Raw genomic sequence first — 19,799 nt, 5'->3', positions numbered from 1 at the left:
GGTCGATTGCTGCAACGGCGCCATCATCACACTGCGGATTGTTTTCAAAAACAATCCAGTTCAGAATTCACTGTTTTCAATTAACAGACAAAGAAGGCATCACATGGCTGTCGCGGACCGCATCGACCTCAACGGACTGCTGATCTTCGCCGCCGTCGCCGAAGCCGGCGGCTTCACCGCTGCGGCCGACCGGCTCGGCATCGCCAAAGCCAAGGTCAGCATCGAGATCGGCCGCCTCGAGACGCAGCTCGGGATCAGCCTCGTCAGCCGCACCACGCGCCGCGTCGCCCTCACCGAGGCCGGCCACACGCTCTACGCCGAATGCGTGCCGCGGCTGCGTGGCATCGAGGAAGCCCTCGTGCAGCTCGGCAGCCCGTCCGCGGAGCTGACCGGCACCCTGCGCATCGGCTGCACCGTCGATCACGCGGAGCAATCCCTCGGCCGGGTCGTCGCCGAGTTCGCGGCACGGCACCCGCAGCTGCATATCGACCTGCGCACCAGCGACCAGGTCGTCGATCTCGTCGAGGAAGGCCTGGACGTGAGCTTCCGCATGGGCTGGCTGCGCGACTCGTCGATGCGCGCGCTCAAGCTCGCGGATTTCGCGCAGTACATCGTCGCCGCCCCGGACTATCTTGCACGCGCCGGACAGCCGCAGCACCCCGAAGAGCTCGCGCGCCACGAATGGGTCGCCCTGACGCTGCTGCCGACGCCGCTGACCTGGACCTTCACCCATGCCGACGGGGAAAGCTGCAGCGTGCGCACGCGCGGGCACCTGCGCGCCGATTCTGCCGCGGCGCTGCGTGCGCTGCTCGAAGGCGGCGCCGGCATTTCCGCGCTCGACCAGTTCAGCGCCCGGCCGGCCATCGAGAGCGGCCGGCTGGTGCGCCTGCTGCCCGAATGGACGCCGCCCGGCGGCGGTCTGTACGCGGTGTATGCGCCGGGCCGGCACCAGCCCGCGCACGCGCGGCAGTTCGTCGACTTCTACCGCCGCCGCTTGCAGCAACGGCTCGAACAATGCTTCGGCACGCCCCCTGCAACGGCGCTCGCGAACGGCGCAGACAGGCCCGAAACGTGACCATCACGACGCGTAACTGCAATTGCAAATCACTTCGCCTTGACTATGTTGAACCATGTTCGTCCCAAGGATGCCGACATGGCCAGACAGATCTACGTGAATCTCCCGGTGCGCGACCTGCCGCGGACGCGTGAGTTCTTTTCCGCACTCGGCTTCACCTTCGAACCAAAGTTCAGCAACGACAATGGGGCGTGCATGGTTATCGCGGAAAACATCTTCGCGATGCTGCTCGTTGAGCCCTTCTTCCGCGGCTTCACACGGAAAACCATCTGCGACACCAAGCAGAGCACCGAGGTGCTGATCTGCCTGTCCTGCGACAGCCGCAAGCACGTCAAGGATCTGGTCGCGAAGGCGGTTGCCGCGGGCGGCACGATCGCGCGCGAGGAAAAGGACCACGGCTTCATGTACGAACACGCCTTCGAGGACCTCGACGGCCACACCTGGGAGCTCGTCTACATGGAACCGGACGCTGTTCCCGCTTGAAGCGGGCGCTTTTTTGCGCCCCCGCGGCACGGACGGCGAAGTCGCGCTAGAATTGCGGCCGCCCGCCCAATCAATGCGGTCGTCATCCGGCTCGCGGCCGTGGCGGGCAGCAATCAATGACCCAACCGACGCCTGCCCCCTCTCCCGTGCTGTCGCGCCCCCTGCTGCTGGGGATCGCGCTGTCGCTCGCGCTGCATCTCGCGGTGCTGATCGGCCCGCAGGTCGATCTGCGCCCCCTGCCCGACCTGCAACGGCTCGACGTGACGCTCGTGCGCACGGCGCCGCAGATCGCAGTGAGCGAGTCGCCCCCGCCCGCACCGCCGCCCGCGAAGAAGAAGCCGCCGCGTCCGCCCGCGGAGCCGAAGACGGCGCAGGCGAACATTTCGGACAAGCCGGTCGAGCAGCCCGAGACCGCGCCGGAACCCGTCGCAGCCGAGCCGCCGCCCGCCCCCGAGCCTGAGCCGGCACCCGAACCGGTTGCCGAAGCCGCCCCCGAAACCGCGACGGACGCCGCAGAGCCGGCAACCGAATCGCCCACCACCGCGGAAGCCGCGCAAGCCGCCGAAGCCACACCGGTCGCCGGCAGCGGAGGCCAAGCCTGGCCGCGCGCCGGCCGCATCGCGTACATGGCGCTGATGGGCGAGAAGCAGCTCCCCATGGGCAAGGCGACGCACCAGTGGGAAGTCGCCGACGACGGCAACTACCGCATCTCCGAGCTCGTGGAGCCGACCGCCGTGGCGGCGATCCCGTGGTTCCGTCCGGGGCGCAAGCTGCGCGAAAGCACCGGCCGGATCACCGAGACCGGCCTGCGCCCCGAGCGTTTCACCGAACGCGAGGACGGACGCCCCGGCGAAGTCCTCGCCGAGCTCGACCGCACTGCAGGCGAATTCCGCAGCGCCGGCACCACGGACTCCCTGCCCGACAATGCGCAGGACATGCTGTCGCTGCTCTACCAGCTCGGCTACCCCGGCGCCACGGCCAGCGGCACGCTGCCCGTCACCGCGGGCGGCGCGCTGCGCAGCTTCCAGCTCGAAACGATCGGCGAAGAGACCGTGCACCTGCCCTTCGGCCAGGCCTGGCGTGCCCGCCACATCCGCGCCCGCTACGGTAGCGCGCGCGAGATGACCGACGTCTGGCTCGCCACCGACCACTTCGGCCTGCCCGTGCTGATCCGCACGATCGACGCCAAAGGCGTCGTCTACTACCTCGTCGCCACCGAGGTGATGGTCAGTCGCGAATCGATGCCCTCAGCAGCACGCTGATCCCGGAGCACATGGCATCCGGGTTGCCAGAACGCTTGCCGGACGGACACAATAGCCGCTCTTCCGACACCACCGGCACTGCGAACCGGCTCCCGTCCCGATGTTTTCCAAGACCATGGGCGCGCTACTCGCCGCGCTCACGCTGCTCGCGAGCCTCGTTTCCGCCCCCGCCGCCGGACAACCCCCGGTCCTGATCGGCCTCGACGCCGAGTTCGGCCACAAGACCAGCACGTCGGCACAGGCCATCCAGCAGGGCATCGAGATCGCGATCGATGAAATCAACGCTGCGGGCGGCGTGCTGGGCGGTCGCAAGCTCGCGCTGGTGACGCGCGACAACCGCGCGCTACCGGCCGTCGCCGTCGACAACCTGCGCGAACTCGCCGCCATGCCCGATCTCGTGGGCGTGTTCGGCGGCAAGTTCAGTCCCGTGTTCCTCGAATGGCTGCCCGTCGCTCACCAGCTCGGCGTATTGATGCTCGACCCGTGGGGCTCCGCCGATCCGATCACCGAAAACGCCTATCGCCCCAGTTACAGCTTCCGTCTATCACTGAAGGATGCGTGGGCCGCGCCCGCGATGCTCAAGTTCGCACGCAAGGAGCGCGGGGCAAGCCGCGTCGGCATCCTCCTGCCCAACACCGGCTGGGGGCGCAGCAACCGCAACGCGCTCGTCACCGCGGCCACGGCGGCCGGCGTCAGCATCGTCGGCGAACACTGGTACAACTGGGGCGACCCGTCGCTGATGGAACAATATCGCAGCCTGCGCGCAGCCGGCGCCCAGGCGATCATCTTCGTCGCCAACGAAGCCGAAGGCGCGTTGCTCGTGCGCGAGGTGGCCGCACTGCCGCCGTCCGAACGGCTGCCGATCGTCAGCCACTGGGGGGTCACCGGCGGAGCATTCGCCGAATTGACCGGCCCGGCACTCGACCAGGTCGATTTCGCGGTGATCCAGACCTTCAGCTTCATCGGCCTGGACACGCCCGCCGCGAAGCGCGTGCTCGCGGCGCTGAAGACCCGCTACGGAATTGGCGGCGCGGAACAGGTCCGTGCGCCGGCCGGTGTCGCCCATGCCTACGACCTGACACACCTGCTGGCGCAGGCGATCGCGCGCGCCGGCTCGGCCGACCGCGCAAAAGTGCGCGATGCGATGGAAAAACTGCCCCCCTATCCGGGTCTGGTACGCCACTACGAGCGCCCGTTCACACCCGATCGCCATGACGCGCTCGGTCCCGAGCAGGTGTTCATGGCGCGCTACACGGCGCAGGACGTGCTTGTTCCGCTCGCGAGGCCGGCAAGGCGCTGAGCCTTGCCACAGGGCAGGGACGGGGGCTACGCGGCCGATGAGTCTCCGGTGCTCCCGCACTCGTCCGCCCCCGGAGCCAGCCGACCGGCACTGACGTCGCGGAACGCGGTCACGACGCGCTCGAGGCGGCCGTCGGAGCCCGGAATGGGGATCGCATCCATGCGCAGCAGGTGCACTTCGCCACCGACCAGGCGCGCGACGACGCGCCCCGTCACGGGGCTGCCGGCGCACAAGACCTGCACCGCGGGGAGCTCCGACAACGCCAGGTGGCTACCATCGGTGCCCAGCAGGGACCACGTGTTGTCGAGCCCCAGTCCGGACAAGCCCCCGAAGCCGAGCCAGGTGCGCGCAGCGTCGTTCGCGTACTCCGCGATACCGTCCGACGAATGCGACAGGATCCCGATGTCGAGCCCGGAGAGAAGCTCTCCGTAGCGCACCAGCGTATCGATACCGGAAGGGAGGTCGGACGGGAGCATATGGTGTGTATTCCTTTGCTTCGCTGCGGCCGAACGCAAGAGTCGCCCGTTGCGTGCCTTAGTGTCGCACCGTCGCGGGCCCGTATGCCGTAGGCAACAAAACTTTACATCGGAGTATGCCATCCCCGAAACACGGATATTTCACACCGGCAACACCCTTTCCCCACTGGCATGCCCGACCGTGATCGCGCTCAAGCGCCTGGAAGGAGTCGCCCGATCAGCGCCCGCATCTTGACCCAGTGCGTCCCCTCCCAGAACACCCGCCGGCACACGTCGCAGGTGCTGAAGCGCGCGTGGCGCGCGCGCACGCCCTCCGGCAGCAGGTGTTCGATGCTGGCCTTGTCGATCGCATGCAGCGGCGCGTTGCACGCGAGGCACAGCGTGAAGGGGCGCGCGCTGCGGGCGAGATCCAGGCGCGCGAGGATCTCCGCGAACTGCAGCTCCGGCTTCAGCGCGTGCACGTAGCAGCCGTGCGTGATCGTGCGGCGCTTGAGCAGCGCGCGGTCGCGCGTGAGCACAATTCGCCCGTCGTGGGCGGCGATAGCCTCGATATCCTCGTCGGCGAAGTTGTTGTCGTAGAGCGTGTCGAAACCGGTCATGCGCAGCAGGCGCGCGAGGCCGCCGAGGTGGGCGTCGGCGACGAAGCGCGTCGTACGCAGCGGATGTTCGCGCACGCGCAGCAGCGGCGTGATGTCGAAGGCCTCGAAGCGCGGATACACCGACACGCGGTCGCCGTCCTGCATGAGTCGGTCGAAGCCCACCGACTCGCCATTCACCAGCACCAGCTCGACCTCGGTGTGCGGCACCCCGAGCGCCTCGATCATGTGCTTGACCGTCGCGGCGCGCGCGCACGGCACCGTGATGTCGCGATAGCGGCGCTCCGGCGCGAGGAAATCGTTGAGTTCCTCGTAGAAGCGGAAACGCGCCGACACCATCGCCGCACTCCGGATCAGGGCGCCGGCCGCGCCCGGAAGCCGAAGCGCGCCGGCACCGCCGCGCGCGCGACCGCCTGCAGCGGCAGATCCCGCCACCTCACTTGGCACCTCACCTGGCACGCCCCCCCCGAGCCGCCCGCCATCACGCCGAGCAGCGCCTCGTCGTCGGCCACGCTGCCATCGGCGCGACGGCACTGGGCGAGGAAAGCCGCGAGGTCGCGGTCGTCGAGCAGGCCGGCGCCGAGATCCGTGTCCAGCAGCACATTGCCCTCCTCGTCGAGGTACGCCGCCGCAACGGCCGCGACCCCGGCCCCGGTGTGCGTCGTCAGGCTGCCGTCCGGATGCAGGCGCAACACCCAGGGGGCGTAGTCGAGCGCCACATACACCCGCTGCGGCCCGTTATGCACGAGCCAGTTGCCCGCTTCGTCGCGGCCGTAGGCGGCGTTCAGGAAGCCCGCCAGCCCCGCGTGCGCGACCGCCTCGCCCTGCAGGCGCCACGTGCCGCGACGGTCGAGCGACAGCCAATCGTAGCAGGCGGGGACGTCGGGCCAGCGGGCGAGCGCGGCGGGATCGGGGCTGTTGGTCATTACGGCGGAACTCCGGCGAAAATCTCAGGATAGCGCGCCGCGGCCGCGGGCAGAACCCGGCCGCGCATGCGCGAAGCGCCGGAGTCTGGGACAATCCCGCGATTGCCCATGCGGAGTGCCCTGCGATGACCGAAGCGCTTGTCGTCCTCACGAACTGTCCCGACGCCGCCTGCGCCGACGCGCTCGCCGCGCTGCTGGTCGAACGCCGCCTGGCGGCCTGTGTGAACGTCCTGGCCCCCTGCCGCTCGGTGTACCGCTGGCAGGACAGGATCGAGAGCGCGACCGAAGTCCCGCTGCTGATCAAGACCACGCCCGTGCGCTACGCGGAACTCGAGGCAGCGATCCGCGAGAACCATCCCTACGAACTTCCCGAAATCATCGCGGTCCCTGTCATGCGCGGCCTGCCCGGCTACCTCGACTGGGTCGCCGCGGAAACCGCCCCGCAACCCGACAACGCAGACGCAGCCCCGGACGCTTCCTGAAGCGGCGTGCCCCGACGCATGTCTTGATCCATATCGAAGGCCAGCCGCCCCAGCCGTCCTACAATCGCGCCACCGCGCAATGCCGACCGACCCCATGCACCGCCTCCTGTCCCTGATCGCCCTCCTCGCCAGCCTGCTCGCGCTGTCCGTTCCCGCCAATGCCGCCACTACTGTCACCGGCACGCCGATGCGCCCCGAAGAGGCCTTCGTGCTCTCCGCGCAGGCGCTCGATCCGCAGACGGTCGAGGTCACCGTGAAGATCGCGGGGGACTATTACCTCTACGCCGACAAGTTCCGCTTCCGCGCCGATCCCGACACCGTCACCTTCGGCGCACCGCAGCGCCCGCCGGGCAAGGTCACGAAGGACGACTTCTTCGGCCAGGTCGAAACCTACCGCAAGGAAGTGAAGATCCTGCTGCCCGTCACTGCACCGGAGGGCACGACGAAATTCCGCCTGCTCGGCAGCGTGCAGGGCTGCTGGGACGGCGGCATCTGCTATCCGCCCAACGAACAGACCGCCGACATCGACCTGCTCGCCAAGCCGGTCAAGACCGGTGGCAGCTTCCTCGACGGCCTGCTCGGGCGCGACGACAAACCCGTGCAGACGGCCGCGGCGACCGCCGGCAGCGGCGTATCCGACGACGAGAGCGGACGCATCGCCGGCCTGCTGCGCGACGCCAGCGGCCCGCTGGTGCTGCTGAGCTTCTTCGGCTTCGGCCTGCTGCTCGCCTTCACCCCCTGCATGTTCCCGATGATCCCCATCCTGTCGGGCATCATCGTCGGCCACGGCCATCAGATCTCGCGCGGACGCGCCTTCGTGCTGTCGCTGGTGTACGTGCTGGGCATGGCCGTCACCTACGCCGCGGCCGGCGTCGCCGCGGGCCTCTCCGGCACGATGCTGGCCGCCGCACTGCAGAACGCCTGGGTGCTCGGCACCTTCGCGCTGGTGTTCGTACTGCTGTCGCTGTCGATGTTCGGCTTCTACGAGCTGCAGCTGCCGTCGGCGCTGCAGAGCCGCCTGTCCTCCACCGCCAGCCACCAGCAGGGCGGCAACCTCGGCGGGGTCGCGGTGATGGGCGTGCTGTCGGCGCTGATCGTCGGCCCCTGCGTCGCCGCCCCGCTCGCCGGCGCGCTGCTCTACATCGCCCAGACCGGCAACGCCGTGCTCGGCGGCGCGGCACTGTTCGCGATGGCGCTCGGCATGGGCGCCCCGCTGCTCATCATCGGCATCGCCGCCCGTTCGGTGCTGCCCAGGGCCGGCGCGTGGATGGAAGGCGTCAAGAAGGCCTTCGGCGTGATGCTGCTGGCCGTCGCCGTGTGGCTGCTCACCCCGGTCGTGCCGCCGCTGCTGCCCATGCTCGCGTGGGCCGCGCTGCTGGTGTTCTCCGGCATCTTCCTGCACGCGCTCGACCCGCTGCCGCCGCACGCCAAAGGCTGGCAGCGCTTCTGGAAGGGCGTCGGCGTCGTGCTGCTGATCGGCGGCTCGGCGATGCTCATCGGCGCCCTCGCCGGCTCGCGCGACCCGCTGCAGCCGCTCGCGGTGCTGCGCGCACAGGCCTCGACTGCGAACGCGGCCGAGCTGCCGCGCTTCGAGAAGGTCGCCTCGATCGCCGAGCTCGACGCCCGCCTTGCCTCGGCCGACCGTCCGGTGATGCTCGACTTCTACGCCGACTGGTGCGTCTCGTGCAAGGAGATGGAGCGCTTCACCTTCACCGACCCGAACGTCGCCGCACGCATGGGCCGCATGCTGCTGCTGAAGGCCGACGTAACCGCCAACAACGACGACGACAAGGCGCTGCTCAAGCGCTTCAACCTGTTCGGGCCGCCGGGCACGATCTTCTTCGACCCTGCCGGCAAGGAACGCGACGGCCTGCGCGTCGTCGGCTTCATGCAGGCGGAGCCCTTCGGCGAAGTGCTCGACCGCGCGCTGCGCTGAGGGCGCGAGCCCAAGAAAGAGAAGAGCGGCGAACCGATCGCTTTTGCTTGCCGATCGCTTTTGGTTGCAATTCGCCTACAATTGGCGCTCCACCACTCGCCCGCCCACAAGAAATGTTCTCCGGAATCGTGGCCGCCTGCGGCCGAATCGAACGCATCGACCCCCTGCAGGACGGCGTCCGCCTGACGGTCAACGTGGCCGACCTCGACCTCTCCGACGTGCAGCTCGGTGACAGCATCGCCAACAGCGGCGTCTGCCTCACCGTCATCGCACTGGACGCGCCGCGCGTGCAGTTCGACGTGTCGCGCGAGACCCTCAACTGCACGGCCGGCCTCGACGAGACGGGCAACGAGGTCAATCTCGAGAAGGCGCTGCGCCTCGCGGACCGCCTCGGCGGCCACCTCGTCACCGGCCACGTCGACGGCGTCGGCGAAGTCGTGCGCTTCGTCCCCGTAGGCGAAAGCCACGATCTCGTGATCCGCGCCCCGGCCGCACTCGCCGGCTACATCGCGCGCAAGGGCTCGATCACCGTGAACGGCGTGAGCCTCACCGTGAATCGCGTCGAAGGCACCGAGTTCTCCATCAACCTGATCCCGCACACCGTGGCGGTGACCAATCTCAAGCGCCTCGAGGCGGGCAGCCGCGTGAACCTCGAGATCGACCTGATCGCCCGCTACTGCGAACGCCTGCTCGCATGGCGCGAGGAATCCGCACAATGACCGCACTGTCCCCCATCACCGAAATCGTCGAGGAAATCCGCGCCGGCCGCATGGTCGTGCTGGTCGACGAGGAAGACCGCGAAAACGAGGGCGACCTCGTGCTCGCCGGCGAACACGTCACGCCCGAGGCGATCAACTTCATGGCCAAGTACGGCCGCGGCCTGATCTGCCTGACGCTCACCGAAGCGCGCTGCAAACAGCTGGGCCTGCAGCTGATGGTGCGCGACAACCGCTCGCCGCACGGCACCGCCTTCACGACCTCGATCGAGGCCGCCGAGGGCGTCACCACCGGCATCTCGGCGCACGACCGCTCGCGCACCGTGGAAGCCGCCGTCGCGCGCAACGCCAAGGCGACCGACATCGTCCAGCCCGGCCACATCTTCCCGCTGATGGCGCAGAACGGCGGCGTGCTGATCCGCGCCGGCCACACCGAAGCCGGCTGCGACCTCGCCGCCCTCGCCGGGCTCGAACCGGCCGCGGTGATCTGCGAGATCCTCAAGGACGACGGCACGATGGCGCGCCTGCCCGATCTCGTCGAGTTCGCCAAGGAGCACGGCCTCAAGATCGGCGCGATCCGCGACCTGATCCAGTACCGTTCGTCGAACGAGCACCTGATCGAGCGCGTCGCCGAAAAGGACGTCGACACCCCGCACGGCCGCTTCCGCCTCTACGCGTTCGAGGACAAGACCACCGGCGAGGTGCATTTCGCGATGTCCAAGGGCGACATCCGCCCAGAGCACGAGACCCTCGTGCGCGTGCATGAGCCGATCTCGGTCGTCGATTTCCTCGACGCCGAAAGCGCCCGCCACACCTTCCCGGTCAACCAGTCGCTCGCCCGCCTCGCGCAGGCCGAGCAAGGCGTGATCGTGCTGCTGTACCGCCCGCAATCGGGCAGCGAACTGCTCGCGAGCCTGACCGGCAACGGCTACCAGCCGCCGAAATGGGACGCGCGCCTGTTCGGCGTCGGCGCCCAGATCCTGCGCGATCTCAAGGTCGGCAAGATGCGGCTGCTCTCCAGCCCGCGCAAAATTCCGAGCATGGCCGGCTTCGGCCTCGAGATCACGGGCTTCGTCGATCCGGCCTGAGGTGGTACCCTCGACGCTTTACCGCGCCGGAAGTCCTGCGGATTTCCGGCTTTTCCGCTTTCGAAAGAACCGAACATGGCCCGTTACGACAACATTCCCGAATTCGAGCCCGATCTGAGCGGCCACGGCCTGCGCATCGGCATCGTCATGAGCCGCTTCAACCAGGACGTGTGCGAAGGCCTGCTGTCGGCCTGCACCGCCGAGCTGCAGCGCCTCGGCGTCGCACCCGACCTGATCCGCATCGCGACCGTCCCCGGCGCGCTGGAAATTCCGCTCACGCTGCAGGCCATGGCACGCAGCGGCCGCTACGACGCGCTGATCGCGCTCGGCGCGGTGATCCGCGGCGAGACCTACCACTTCGAGCTGGTGTCGAACGAGATGGGCGCAGGCATCAACCGCATCGGCCTCGACTCCGGCATGCCGATCGCCAACGGCGTGCTCACGACCGAGGACGACGACCAGGCCCTCGCGCGGATGCAGGAAAAGGGCAGCGACTGCGCCCGCACCGCGATCGAGATGGCGCGCCTGCTGCGGATGCTCAAATGAGCGGCAAAGCGGCACGTCGCCGCGCACGCGAATTCGCCCTCCAGGGCATCTACCAGTGGCTGCTGTCGGGCAACTCGGTCCCGTTGATCGAGGAGCACATCGCCCAGGTCACCGGCTTCGACAAGGCCGACCGCGAACTCTTCGTGAGCCTCTTGCGCGGCACGCTCGCGAACGTCGAGTCGCTGCAGGAGGAGTTCGTCCCCTTCATCCACCGTTCCGTCGAGGAGCTCTCGCCGGTCGAGCGCGCGATCCTGCTGCTCGCGACGCACGAGCTGAAGATCGGCCTCGACACGCCTTACCGCGTGATCATCAACGAGGCGATCGAGCTCGCGAAGAGCTACGGCGGCACCGAAGGCCACCGCTTCGTGAACGGCGTGCTCGACAAGCTCGCGGCCAAGCTGCGCGCGGTCGAGGTGAACGCCGCGAAGGACGCGAAGTCCTGAGCTAGTAGCAGTAGCTCCCTCCCCTTCAAGGGGAGGGCTGGGGTGGGGATGGGTGGATTCCGCAGCGCCTGCAAGAAACCCATCCCCATCCTGTCCTTCCCCTTGAAGGGGAAGGAACCTGCTAATCGCGCCTTCAGTCGTGTGCGTCAAGTTGTGCAATTTTGGCCCCGAACGCGCACCAATGAAAAAGGCCCAGGCGTGCATCGCTGCACGACCCGGGCCTTCCCGGTGATTGCGCCCCCGCTCGCGCGGGGGCTGGCATCACTCAGTCACGAAAAGCCGGACGCGGACGGCGGGCGCCCTCCGGACGGTCACCGCCGAAACGGGCACCGTCGCGCGAGCCCTCGCGGCGGGGAGCGCGGTCGTCGCGCGGAAAGGCAGCGCGATCGCCGAAGCTGCGCGGTTCGCTGCGGCCAAAGCCGGGACGCTCTTCGCGCGGGGCGCTAGCTGCGCTCGCCGCCACGGTTGCTGCCCGGACCTTCTGCCGACCAGCCCTTGCCGGCGCTCGGACGCGCGTCGCGCGAATCGCGGCTCCACGACGAACCGCTGGACGGACGACCGCTGCCGAAGCCCGGCTTGCCACCGCCACCGCCCGCCGGGCGACGCGGCGAAGTCGGACGCAGCGTCGGTTCGAGACCGGCGATGGTGTGCACGTCGAGGCGCGTGCCGGTGAAGCGTTCGATCGCGCGGATGATGCCCATCTCGCGGGGGCCCGACATCGTGATCGCGATGCCGTCGCGGCCGGCACGGCCGGTGCGGCCGATACGGTGCACGTAGTCCTCGACCTGACGCGGCGGGTCGAAGTTGATGACGTGGCTGATGCCGGCGACGTCGATGCCGCGCGCGGCGACGTCGGTCGCGACGAGCACGTCGATACGGCCCTGGCGCAGCTTGTCGAGCGTGCGGTTACGCGCGGTCTGGTGCATGTCACCGTGCAGCGCGGCCGCCGAGAAGCCCTTTTCCTGCAGCGACAGCGACACTTCTTCGGCGCTGCGCTTGGTCGCGGTGAACACGACGGCCTGCTGACGCCCCTCGCCGCCGAGCAGCGACTCGAGCAGACGGGTCTTGTGCACGAGGTTGTCGGCCATCATCAGGCGCTGCTCGATGTTGCCGCGGTTTTCGACCGTCGCGGCGATCTCGATGCGCTGCGGGTTGCGCTGCAGCTTGCTCGCGAGATTGCCGACCACGCCGTCGAGCGTCGCCGAGAACAGCAGGGTCTGGCGGCTCGCGGGGGTCGCGGCGACGATGGTTTCGATGTCTTCGACGAAGCCCATGTCGAGCATGCGGTCGGCTTCATCGAGAATCAGGACTTCGACGTCCGACAGCTTGATCTTGCGGCGGGTCAGGTGGTCGATCAGGCGGCCCGGCGTGGCGACGACGACGTCGACCGGACGCGACAGCTGCTTCACCTGGGCGAAGAAGGGCGCACCGCCGACGAGGCAGGCAGTGTTGAGCCAGCGCAGGTTGCGACCGTAGGTCTTGACGGCCTTCTCCACCTGCTGCGCCAGTTCACGCGTCGGGGTCAGCACCAGCACGCGCGGGCCGGCACCGGGTGCGGGCTTGCGATCGACGAGGCGGCTGAGGGTGGGCAGCGTGAAGGCGGCGGTCTTGCCGCTGCCGGTATGCGACGACACCATCAGGTCGGCGCCGGACAGCGCGGCGGGGATCGCCTGCATCTGTACGTCGGACGGAACGGTGTAGCCGGTGGTTTCGATGGCCTTCAGCAGCAGTTCGTTGAGGCCGAGTTCGTTGAACGTCATGGGTTCTTCCTGTATTTCCGCGGCGACGGGTGGTCGCAACGGGATCCGGCCCGGTTTACCGGGCCAATGAAAAGGCATCGCACCGTCCACGGGGGACGCGGTGGCGGCAAGCGCGCGATGGGCTTGGGCCGGTCGGATACCGTCGCACAAGGGCAAAAACTTGGACGACGGATGCGACCGCGCATCGGCACCAACCGGCATTCGCGATGCCTATCGATCAGGAGAACGAGAGGAGTTCGACGGGAGGGTCGGGGGCGATGGGGCTGTGGATACAGTCCCTCGGCTGGGTCCGCGGAATCCTGTTCCGCGAGTTAAGACCTGAAGATAAACCGACTGCTGCATTGCACAACGAGCGCAATGGTAGCCGATTTTGCAGTTCCGGGATAGCAGAAAATCAAAAGGCCCGACGCCTGCCGGCGTCGGGCCCTCTTCACTTCGGTGCGAGACGGCTGGATCAGCCGTTCACGGCGCCCTTCAGCGTCGCGCCGGCCGAGAACTTCGGCACGCGCGAAGCGGCGATCTTGATCGACGCGCCGGTCTGCGGGTTGCGGCCGGTACGCTCGGCGCGCTCGGACACCTCAAAGGAGCCGAAGCCCGTGAACGACACTTTCTCGCCCGCGGCCATGCGCTCGGCGATGATGTCCAGCACGGCGGACAGGGCACGGTCGGCCTGAGCGCGCGAAACATCCAGACGGTCAGCCAGGGCTTCGACGAATTCACCTTTGTTCATGCTTTACCTCGATTGGTGTGTGAGTTGTTCGGTGCTGCACATCTAACGGCCGGATTCTAGCATTGTCGCGGCTTGCGGGGCATTCATCGGCGTCAACGATACAAATTCCAAAGCATGTTTCGATGCCATGGACACATTTTCGGCTGCCTTGTGGCGAATTGGAAATCAGGGCAAACACCGAACGCGGCACAAGCCGTCCGGTGGGCGTTTCCGCGCGAGCGACGTTTTCGGCGCAAAACCCGCAAAAATTCCACGCTGCCCCGTCGAATTCAGGCGCTATCGGCCGTTTCAGGGCCATGCAGCGCGACGAGAATCTCCATGAAGCGCCGCGCGACGCGTCCGGGACGGGGCGTGCGCGCGATCGAGACCTGCCATTCGCACGAGTAGCGCAGGGTTTCCGACGGAATGCGCACGATTTCGCCACGCGCCTCGAAGGCCTGCGCATAGTGGTCCGGCAGGAAGCCGACGTAGCGCCCCGAGCGGATCAGCAGCACGCTCGCCTCCTGCTCGAAGGCGCGCGCGGCCGGCTGCAGGCCCAGGCGCCAGAAGCTTTCCATGTTCGGCGAGTGATAGCCGAGGCCGACGAAGGCCGCGCGGCGCAGTTCGTCGTCCGACGGCATGCGCCCTCCGGCGAGCAGCGGATGGCGCGGCGAGGCGTAGAGCGGCAGGAATTCGTCGAACAGATGCACCGAGGTGAAGCTGTCGCTCGCGCGGTGGAAGGGATGGACGGCGACGTGGAAGCGCCCTTCGAGGAGGCCCTTCTCGATCTCGCTACTGCCGGCGACGAACACGTCGAGCGTCACCGCGGGGGCCTCGGCGCCGAAGGCCGCGATCGCGTCGGCGAGGCGGCAGCCGGGGTTGGATACGATCTTGTCGAACATCACGAGCTTGAGTTCGCCGCGCATGCCTGCGTGCAGCTCGGCCACTTCGCCACGGAACTGCTCGATCTGCGCGAGCAGGCGTCGTGCCGCGTCGAGCACGACCTGGCCTTCCTCGGTCAGCGCGAAACCGGCACGACCGCGCTCGCACAGGCGCACGCCGAGGCGCACTTCGAGATCCTTGAGGTGGCGGCTGATCACCGAGCGGCTGATGTTGAGGCGCAGCTCGGCCGCCGCGAGGCCGCCGGATTCGGCGATGGCGATGAACACGCGCAGCAGGCGCAGGTCGGCTTCGGCGAGGCTGGCAAGGAGGGCACGGGCTTTCATGCAGACATTGTTTCACTGATCCGAAACCTTGCGTACGAATCTTGTCGTTTCATGCACGCAAGAGTCTCCGTAGGATGGTCGCGACCCCACAAGGAGCTCCGCATGTCCCACGATCAGGCCTTCTGGCTGCCCTTCACCGCGAACCGCGCGTTCTGGAATTCGCCCCGCGTGATTACCGGCGCGCGCGGCCACTACTACACGACGGACGACGGGCGGCAATTGCTCGACGGCTTCTCGGGGTTGTGGACCTCCGGCCTCGGCCACTGCCATCCGAAGATCGTCGCGGCGGTGCAGGAGCAGGTCGCCACCCTCGATTACGCGATGGGTTTCCAGGTCACCAACGACAAGGCGATCGCGCTCGCGCGCGAGGTCGCCGCGCTGGCGCCCGAAGGCATGGGCAAGGTGTTCTTCACGAACTCCGGTTCGGAATCGGCTGACACGGCGTTGAAAATCGCGCTCGCCTATCACCGCGCCCGCGGCGAAGGCCAGCGCACGCGGCTGATCGGGCGCGAGCGCGGCTACCACGGCGTGAACTTCGGCGGTCTGTCGGTGGGCGGCATTCCCGGCAACCGCAAGGTGTTCAGCGCGGCGCTGCTGCCGGGCGTCGATCACATCCGCCATACATATAGCGCCGCCGACATGGCGTTCTCGAAAGGCCAGCCCGCTTGGGGCGCGCAGCTCGCGGACGACCTCGAGCGCCTGTGCGCGCTGCACGACGCCTCCAACATCGCCGCGGTGATCGTCGAGCCGGTCGCGGGCTCGACCGGCATCCTCGTGCCGCCGATCGGCTACCTGCAGCGCCTGCGCGAGATCTGCGACAAGTACGGCATCCTGCTGATCTTCGACGAGGTAATCACCGCCTTCGGGCGTGTCGGCGCGCCCTTCGCCGCGGCGCGCTTCGGCGTCACGCCGGACATCATCACGACCGCGAAGGGGCTCACCAACGGCGTCGTGCCGATGGGCGCGGTGATCGTGCGCGACGGCGTCTATGACGCGTTGATGCAGGGGCCCGAGCACGTCGTCGAGCTCTTCCACGGCTACACCTACTCCGGCCACCCGCTCGCGGCGGCCGCGGGACTAGCGACGCTCGCCGCCTACCGCGAGGAGGACAGTTTCGCGCGCGCCCGCACCGTGGAACCGATCTTCGAGGAAATGATCCATTCGCTGCGTGACGAGGCGAAGGTCGTCGACATCCGCAACGTCGGCCTGATGGGCGGCATCGAACTCGCGCCGCGCCCGGGAGCGGTCGGTGCGCGCGGCTTCGAGGTGTTCCTGAAGTGCTTCGAGGCCGGCGTGGTGATCCGCAACGGCGGCGACGTGCTGCAGTTCTCGCCCTTCCTCGATTCGACGCCCGACGAGCTGGGCCGTATTTTCGACACCGTGCGGCAGGCGCTGCGCAACATCGCCTGACACCCTGACAAGACATCAATGAGAGAGACAGCCCGCAAAATGGAAACCTTGGGACACTACATCGCCGGCGCGCGCGTCACTGACGACAATCGCACTCAGCCCGTCTTCAACCCGGCCCTCGGCCACGCCGTGCGGCAGGTGGCGATGGCCTCCAAGGCGACCGTCGAGCAGGCGATCGCCGCCGCGGCCGCGGCCTTCCCGGCGTGGCGCAAGACGCCGCCGCTCAAGCGCGCGCGCGTGCTGTTCAAGTTCAAGGAGCTGCTCGAGCGCAATGCCGACCGCGTCGTCGCGGCGATCGTCGAGGAGCACGGCAAGGTATGGGAGGACGCGCACGGTGAGCTCGCGCGCGGCATCGAGGTCGTCGAATACGCGTGCGGGGCGCCCGAGTTCCTGAAGGGCGAGCACAGCCGCGACGTCGGGCCGGACATCGATTCGTGGTCGGAATTCCCGCCGCTGGGCGTCGTCGCGGGCATCACGCCGTTCAACTTCCCGGCGATGGTGCCGATGTGGATGTTCCCGATGGCGATCGCCTGCGGCAACACCTTCGTGCTGAAACCCTCGGAGAAGGATCCGGCGACGTCGCTGATCCTCGCGGAACTGCTGACCGAGGCGGGCCTGCCGGCGGGCGTGTTCAACGTGGTCAATGGCGACAAGGAGGCGGTCGACACGCTCCTGACCGACCCGCGCGTGCAGGCGGTGAGCTTCGTCGGCTCGACGCCCATCGCCGAATACATCTACTCGACCGGCACCGCGCACGGCAAGCGCGTGCAGGCGTTGGGTGGGGCGAAGAACCACGCGGTGGTGATGCCCGACGCGGACCTCGACAACGCGGTCAACGCGATCATGGGCGCGGCCTACGGCTCCTGCGGCGAGCGCTGCATGGCGATCTCGGTGATCGTCGCGGTCGGCGACGCGGTGGGCGACGAACTGGTCACGCGCCTCAAGCCCAAGGTCGAGGAGCTCAGGATCGGCAACGGCAAGGAACGCGGGCTGGACATGGGTCCGCTGGTGACCGGGCCGCACCGTGACAAGGTGAGGAGCTACATCGACCTCGGCGCCGAGGAAGGGGCGCAGCTCGTCGTCGATGGACGCACGCTGAAGGTGCCCGGTCACGAGAAGGGCTTCTTCCTCGGCGGCACGCTGTTCGACCACGTGCAGCCGTCGATGCGCGTGTATCGCGAGGAGATCTTCGGCCCCGTGCTCGCAGTCGTGCGCGTGCGCAGCCTCGACGAGGCGATCCGCCTCATCGACGCGCACGAGTTCGGCAACGGCACCTGCGTGTTCACGCGCGACGGCGCGGTCGCGCGGCATTTTACCGACACCGTGCAGGTCGGCATGGTGGGCGTGAACGTGCCGCTGCCGGTACCGGTGGCGTGCCAGAGCTTCGGCGGCTGGAAGCGCTCGCTGTTCGGCGACCTGTACGCCTACGGGCCGGACGCGGTGCGCTTCTACACGCGGCGCAAGACGATGACGCAGCGCTGGGCGGTGGCCGGCATCGAGAAGGCGCAGTTCGCGTTCCCGAGCAACGGCTGACGCGCCGCAAAAAATACGGGCGGCGCCGGAATCCTTTCCGGCACCGCCCGTATTCCTTGAGGCCGTGTTGCGCGTCAGCGGCGCTTGTAGCCGGTGACCATCGCGCGCACGAGGTTCTCGCGGTGGCGCACGCTTTCGAAGATCGCCGCCGCGACGTGCACGGCGACCGCCAGCAGGGTGATATTGACGGCGCCCTCGTGAAGTTCCTCGAGGACCTCGCTGCCCCAGCCCCAGTCGGTGGTCATGAGCCAGCCGGTGGCGCCGATCAGGGCGACCATCGCCATCAGCAACAGGATCATCACCGCCGCGGCCGGGTTGTGGCCGAGGTGGCGCGGCTCGCGGCCGCGCAGCAGCTTGCCGACATAGTCGCGCAGCACCGCGGCGCGCGGCACGAAGTCCGCGAAGCGCGCGTGCGGGCTGCCGACGAAGCCCCACGCGATGCGGAAGGCGAGCAGGCCGAGGGCGACGTAGCCGGCCCAGTGGTGTGGCGCCTCGGCATCCTCCGACGTGAACCAGGCGGTGGCGAACATCGCCACCAGTCCCCAGTGGAACACGCGCACGGGAAGGTCCCAGACGCGGATACGTTCGCTGCTCATGGCCGACTCCCGCGCTGCGCGCGTCAGCCCTGCTTGGCCTTCACGACGTTGCCGTCGACCGGATTGAAGTACACCTCGGCCTTCTTCCCTTCCTTGTCCTTGCCGTAGATCTCGTAGCAATTGCCGGACGTGACCTTGAACTTGTCGATCGTATAGCCGTCGGTGGCGATCTTCTGCTTCATCGCGTCTTCGGTGAGCCAGGACGACTTCGGCGCCTCGGTGCATTGCGGGCCGGCGAACGCGGCGGTCCCGATGCTGAGGGTCATGGCAGCGGTGACGAGGTGACGAATTTTCATGCTTGAACTCCTGAAAAATTTGAACGGCATGTCGATATGACACGGCAGCCATTTTCGGGGTCGGCATGTGAACGTTCCGTGAACACGGGTTCAAGATTCCGTACGGCAAGTGTTACAGCTCGCTTCACAGTGCGATGTTGCGCGCAGGGAGACGGTTCCGTATTGCAGTCAATGCCGGGAGGAAGCTAGGCTTGGCTCATCACCGCCCCGCCGGAATGACAGGAGACCGACCATGACCGCCACCCTCCGTGCGCTGCAGGCCGACATCACGACCTTGCCCGTCGATGCCATCGTCAACGCCGCGAATTCCTCGCTACTGGGTGGAGGCGGCGTGGACGGGGCGATCCACCGCGCGGCGGGGCCGGAACTGCTCAACGAATGCCGCGCGCTGGGCGGCTGCCCGACCGGCGAGGCGAAGCTGACGCAGGGCTACCGCTTGCCGGCGCGCTTCGTGATCCACACCGTGGGCCCGGTGTGGCACGGCGGCACGCGCGGCGAGCCGGCGCTGCTGGCGTCGTGCTACCTGCGCGCGCTCGAAGTGGCGGCAGAAAACGGCGCGGCGACGGTGGCGTTTCCGGGAATCAGCACCGGCGTCTATGGCTACCCGAAGGACGAGGCGGCGCGCATCGCGGTGGCGACCGTGCGCGAGGGCGTCGCAGCCTTGCCGACGATCGCCGAGGTGATCTTCTGTTGCTTCTCGGCGGGCGACCTCGCGCAGTACGAGGCGCTGCTCGGCGCAGCGCCCGCCTGAGGGGCGACCCGCCTACAGGATCTTCGGCTCGGCGTGGCGGCCGCGGCGCCCTGCCTTGCTGCTGCGTCGCTCTACCGCGTCCTTGAGCAGGCTGACGAAGGCGATCACGAAGGGCAGCGCGAGCAGGAAGGCGAAGCTCGCGGGCAGGGTCTCGAACCACTGCAGGATTTCGTCGAACGTGCTCATGGC

22 protein-coding genes are annotated in these 19,799 nt (G+C 68.1%); 13 read left to right on the top strand and 9 right to left on the bottom strand.

The features are described from left to right. The first annotated feature begins 103 nt into the window (after window positions 1-103). From AzCIB_RS01845 to AzCIB_RS01830, 4 genes are all read left to right on the top strand, one after another. A complete protein-coding gene (locus tag AzCIB_RS01845; RefSeq protein WP_050414330.1) occupies window positions 104-1,075 on the top strand; it encodes a LysR family transcriptional regulator in 972 nt (323 codons plus the stop codon). Window positions 1,076-1,153: 78 nt separating this feature from the next. Beyond that, a complete protein-coding gene (locus AzCIB_RS01840; RefSeq protein ID WP_050414329.1) occupies window positions 1,154-1,558 on the top strand; it encodes a VOC family protein in 405 nt (134 codons plus the stop codon). Window positions 1,559-1,674: 116 nt separating this feature from the next. Then, complete coding sequence (locus tag AzCIB_RS01835) at window positions 1,675-2,820, top strand: DUF3108 domain-containing protein (protein WP_050414328.1); 1,146 nt, start codon at window positions 1,675-1,677, stop codon at window positions 2,818-2,820. Between the two features lie 100 nt (window positions 2,821-2,920). Continuing rightward, window positions 2,921-4,120, top strand: a complete 1,200-nt coding sequence (locus AzCIB_RS01830; RefSeq protein ID WP_050414327.1) for an ABC transporter substrate-binding protein — start codon at window positions 2,921-2,923, stop codon at window positions 4,118-4,120. A 26-nt stretch (window positions 4,121-4,146) separates the two neighbouring features. Here AzCIB_RS01830 and AzCIB_RS01825 read toward each other — a convergent pair whose 3' ends face one another. The 3 genes from AzCIB_RS01825 to AzCIB_RS01815 all read right to left on the bottom strand — a co-directional run bounded on the left by AzCIB_RS01825 (window position 4,147) and on the right by AzCIB_RS01815 (window position 6,118). Then, on the bottom strand, window positions 4,147-4,596 hold the full coding sequence (locus AzCIB_RS01825) for a PAS domain-containing protein (protein ID WP_050414326.1): 450 nt from the start codon (window positions 4,594-4,596) through the stop codon (window positions 4,147-4,149). 191 nt (window positions 4,597-4,787) lie between these two features. Beyond that, entirely contained in the window at window positions 4,788-5,531 is a 744-nt protein-coding gene (locus AzCIB_RS01820) for a Mut7-C RNAse domain-containing protein (protein ID WP_050414325.1), read from the bottom strand. 14 nt (window positions 5,532-5,545) lie between these two features. Beyond that, window positions 5,546-6,118 carry a DUF2946 family protein gene (locus AzCIB_RS01815; RefSeq protein WP_050414324.1) on the bottom strand — a complete coding sequence of 191 codons (573 nt, stop codon included), beginning with the start codon at window positions 6,116-6,118 and terminating at the stop codon, window positions 5,546-5,548. A gap of 125 nt (window positions 6,119-6,243) precedes the next feature. Between AzCIB_RS01815 and cutA the strand changes: the two genes are divergently transcribed. The 6 genes from cutA (at window position 6,244) to nusB (ending at window position 11,329) form a co-directional block, all read left to right on the top strand. After that, on the top strand, window positions 6,244-6,600 hold the full coding sequence (gene cutA, locus AzCIB_RS01810; protein ID WP_050414323.1) for a divalent-cation tolerance protein CutA: 357 nt from the start codon (window positions 6,244-6,246) through the stop codon (window positions 6,598-6,600). A gap of 94 nt (window positions 6,601-6,694) precedes the next feature. Then, window positions 6,695-8,536, top strand: coding sequence for a protein-disulfide reductase DsbD (gene dsbD, locus AzCIB_RS01805; protein ID WP_157058407.1), 1,842 nt, complete (start codon window positions 6,695-6,697; stop codon window positions 8,534-8,536). A 113-nt stretch (window positions 8,537-8,649) separates the two neighbouring features. Next, window positions 8,650-9,255, top strand: coding sequence for a riboflavin synthase (locus tag AzCIB_RS01800; RefSeq protein ID WP_050414321.1), 606 nt, complete (start codon window positions 8,650-8,652; stop codon window positions 9,253-9,255). Further along, window positions 9,252-10,340 carry a bifunctional 3,4-dihydroxy-2-butanone-4-phosphate synthase/GTP cyclohydrolase II gene (gene ribBA / locus AzCIB_RS01795; protein WP_050414320.1) on the top strand — a complete coding sequence of 363 codons (1,089 nt, stop codon included), beginning with the start codon at window positions 9,252-9,254 and terminating at the stop codon, window positions 10,338-10,340. The genes AzCIB_RS01800 and ribBA overlap by 4 nt, the downstream gene beginning before the upstream one ends. A 75-nt stretch (window positions 10,341-10,415) precedes the next feature. Continuing rightward, complete coding sequence (gene ribH / locus AzCIB_RS01790) at window positions 10,416-10,886, top strand: 6,7-dimethyl-8-ribityllumazine synthase (protein WP_050414319.1); 471 nt, start codon at window positions 10,416-10,418, stop codon at window positions 10,884-10,886. Beyond that, window positions 10,883-11,329, top strand: coding sequence for a transcription antitermination factor NusB (gene nusB / locus AzCIB_RS01785; protein WP_050414318.1), 447 nt, complete (start codon window positions 10,883-10,885; stop codon window positions 11,327-11,329). Before ribH ends, nusB begins: the two co-directional genes overlap by 4 nt. 443 nt (window positions 11,330-11,772) lie before the next feature. On the opposite strand, the gene AzCIB_RS01775 is transcribed toward nusB, so the two are convergent. The 3 genes from AzCIB_RS01775 to AzCIB_RS01765 form a co-directional block, all read right to left on the bottom strand. Beyond that, a complete protein-coding gene (locus tag AzCIB_RS01775) occupies window positions 11,773-13,089 on the bottom strand; it encodes a DEAD/DEAH box helicase (RefSeq protein ID WP_050414316.1) in 1,317 nt (438 codons plus the stop codon). Window positions 13,090-13,543: 454 nt separating this feature from the next. After that, complete coding sequence (locus AzCIB_RS01770) at window positions 13,544-13,819, bottom strand: HU family DNA-binding protein (protein WP_050414315.1); 276 nt, start codon at window positions 13,817-13,819, stop codon at window positions 13,544-13,546. Between the two features lie 269 nt (window positions 13,820-14,088). Beyond that, the gene (locus tag AzCIB_RS01765; RefSeq protein WP_050414314.1) at window positions 14,089-15,024 is read right to left on the bottom strand and encodes a LysR family transcriptional regulator; all 936 of its coding nucleotides are present in this window, start codon (window positions 15,022-15,024) and stop codon (window positions 14,089-14,091) included. Between the two features lie 102 nt (window positions 15,025-15,126). Here AzCIB_RS01765 and aptA point away from each other — a divergent pair, with 102 nt between their 5' ends. Together aptA and AzCIB_RS01755 are read left to right on the top strand one after the other, a co-directional pair. Then, window positions 15,127-16,434 (top strand): omega-aminotransferase AptA, encoded by a 1,308-nt coding sequence (gene aptA, locus AzCIB_RS01760; protein WP_050414313.1) that lies wholly within the window; start codon window positions 15,127-15,129, stop codon window positions 16,432-16,434. A gap of 18 nt (window positions 16,435-16,452) precedes the next feature. Next, the gene (locus AzCIB_RS01755; RefSeq protein ID WP_286130881.1) at window positions 16,453-17,967 is read left to right on the top strand and encodes a CoA-acylating methylmalonate-semialdehyde dehydrogenase; all 1,515 of its coding nucleotides are present in this window, start codon (window positions 16,453-16,455) and stop codon (window positions 17,965-17,967) included. Between the two features lie 74 nt (window positions 17,968-18,041). Here the strand turns inward: AzCIB_RS01755 and AzCIB_RS01750 are convergent, their stop codons facing one another. Next, window positions 18,042-18,563 carry a cytochrome b/b6 domain-containing protein gene (locus AzCIB_RS01750; protein ID WP_050414311.1) on the bottom strand — a complete coding sequence of 174 codons (522 nt, stop codon included), beginning with the start codon at window positions 18,561-18,563 and terminating at the stop codon, window positions 18,042-18,044. 23 nt (window positions 18,564-18,586) lie between these two features. After that, window positions 18,587-18,859 (bottom strand): PepSY domain-containing protein, encoded by a 273-nt coding sequence (locus AzCIB_RS01745; protein ID WP_198149598.1) that lies wholly within the window; start codon window positions 18,857-18,859, stop codon window positions 18,587-18,589. Window positions 18,860-19,091: 232 nt separating this feature from the next. Here AzCIB_RS01745 and AzCIB_RS01740 point away from each other — a divergent pair, with 232 nt between their 5' ends. Next, the gene (locus tag AzCIB_RS01740; protein WP_050414310.1) at window positions 19,092-19,610 is read left to right on the top strand and encodes an O-acetyl-ADP-ribose deacetylase; all 519 of its coding nucleotides are present in this window, start codon (window positions 19,092-19,094) and stop codon (window positions 19,608-19,610) included. Window positions 19,611-19,622: 12 nt separating this feature from the next. Here AzCIB_RS01740 and AzCIB_RS24025 read toward each other — a convergent pair whose 3' ends face one another. Further along, window positions 19,623-19,796, bottom strand: a complete 174-nt coding sequence (locus AzCIB_RS24025) for a hypothetical protein (protein WP_157058406.1) — start codon at window positions 19,794-19,796, stop codon at window positions 19,623-19,625. Between the last annotated feature and the right edge of the window lie 3 nt (window positions 19,797-19,799).

The sequence above is a fragment of the Azoarcus sp. CIB genome, assembly GCF_001190925.1.
Classification (GTDB): Bacteria; Pseudomonadota; Gammaproteobacteria; order Burkholderiales; family Rhodocyclaceae; genus Aromatoleum.
This window is presented reverse-complemented; position numbering and strand designations above follow the sequence as displayed.

Bases quoted from the DNA above. Each gene is read 5' to 3' on its own strand.
- AzCIB_RS01845 (WP_050414330.1), top strand. From the start codon at position 104: ATGGCTGTCGCGGACCGCATCGACCTCAACGGACTGCTGATCTTCGCC.
- AzCIB_RS01840 (WP_050414329.1), top strand. From the start codon at position 1,154: ATGGCCAGACAGATCTACGTGAATCTCCCGGTGCGCGACCTGCCGCGG.
- AzCIB_RS01835 (WP_050414328.1), top strand. From the start codon at position 1,675: ATGACCCAACCGACGCCTGCCCCCTCTCCCGTGCTGTCGCGCCCCCTG.
- AzCIB_RS01830 (WP_050414327.1), top strand. From the start codon at position 2,921: ATGTTTTCCAAGACCATGGGCGCGCTACTCGCCGCGCTCACGCTGCTC.
- AzCIB_RS01825 (WP_050414326.1), bottom strand. From the start codon at position 4,596: ATGCTCCCGTCCGACCTCCCTTCCGGTATCGATACGCTGGTGCGCTAC.
- AzCIB_RS01820 (WP_050414325.1), bottom strand. From the start codon at position 5,531: ATGGTGTCGGCGCGTTTCCGCTTCTACGAGGAACTCAACGATTTCCTC.
- AzCIB_RS01815 (WP_050414324.1), bottom strand. From the start codon at position 6,118: ATGACCAACAGCCCCGATCCCGCCGCGCTCGCCCGCTGGCCCGACGTC.
- cutA (WP_050414323.1), top strand. From the start codon at position 6,244: ATGACCGAAGCGCTTGTCGTCCTCACGAACTGTCCCGACGCCGCCTGC.
- dsbD (WP_157058407.1), top strand. From the start codon at position 6,695: ATGCACCGCCTCCTGTCCCTGATCGCCCTCCTCGCCAGCCTGCTCGCG.
- AzCIB_RS01800 (WP_050414321.1), top strand. From the start codon at position 8,650: ATGTTCTCCGGAATCGTGGCCGCCTGCGGCCGAATCGAACGCATCGAC.
- ribBA (WP_050414320.1), top strand. From the start codon at position 9,252: ATGACCGCACTGTCCCCCATCACCGAAATCGTCGAGGAAATCCGCGCC.
- ribH (WP_050414319.1), top strand. From the start codon at position 10,416: ATGGCCCGTTACGACAACATTCCCGAATTCGAGCCCGATCTGAGCGGC.
- nusB (WP_050414318.1), top strand. From the start codon at position 10,883: ATGAGCGGCAAAGCGGCACGTCGCCGCGCACGCGAATTCGCCCTCCAG.
- AzCIB_RS01775 (WP_050414316.1), bottom strand. From the start codon at position 13,089: ATGACGTTCAACGAACTCGGCCTCAACGAACTGCTGCTGAAGGCCATC.
- AzCIB_RS01770 (WP_050414315.1), bottom strand. From the start codon at position 13,819: ATGAACAAAGGTGAATTCGTCGAAGCCCTGGCTGACCGTCTGGATGTT.
- AzCIB_RS01765 (WP_050414314.1), bottom strand. From the start codon at position 15,024: ATGAAAGCCCGTGCCCTCCTTGCCAGCCTCGCCGAAGCCGACCTGCGC.
- aptA (WP_050414313.1), top strand. From the start codon at position 15,127: ATGTCCCACGATCAGGCCTTCTGGCTGCCCTTCACCGCGAACCGCGCG.
- AzCIB_RS01755 (WP_286130881.1), top strand. From the start codon at position 16,453: ATGAGAGAGACAGCCCGCAAAATGGAAACCTTGGGACACTACATCGCC.
- AzCIB_RS01750 (WP_050414311.1), bottom strand. From the start codon at position 18,563: ATGAGCAGCGAACGTATCCGCGTCTGGGACCTTCCCGTGCGCGTGTTC.
- AzCIB_RS01745 (WP_198149598.1), bottom strand. From the start codon at position 18,859: ATGAAAATTCGTCACCTCGTCACCGCTGCCATGACCCTCAGCATCGGG.
- AzCIB_RS01740 (WP_050414310.1), top strand. From the start codon at position 19,092: ATGACCGCCACCCTCCGTGCGCTGCAGGCCGACATCACGACCTTGCCC.
- AzCIB_RS24025 (WP_157058406.1), bottom strand. From the start codon at position 19,796: ATGAGCACGTTCGACGAAATCCTGCAGTGGTTCGAGACCCTGCCCGCG.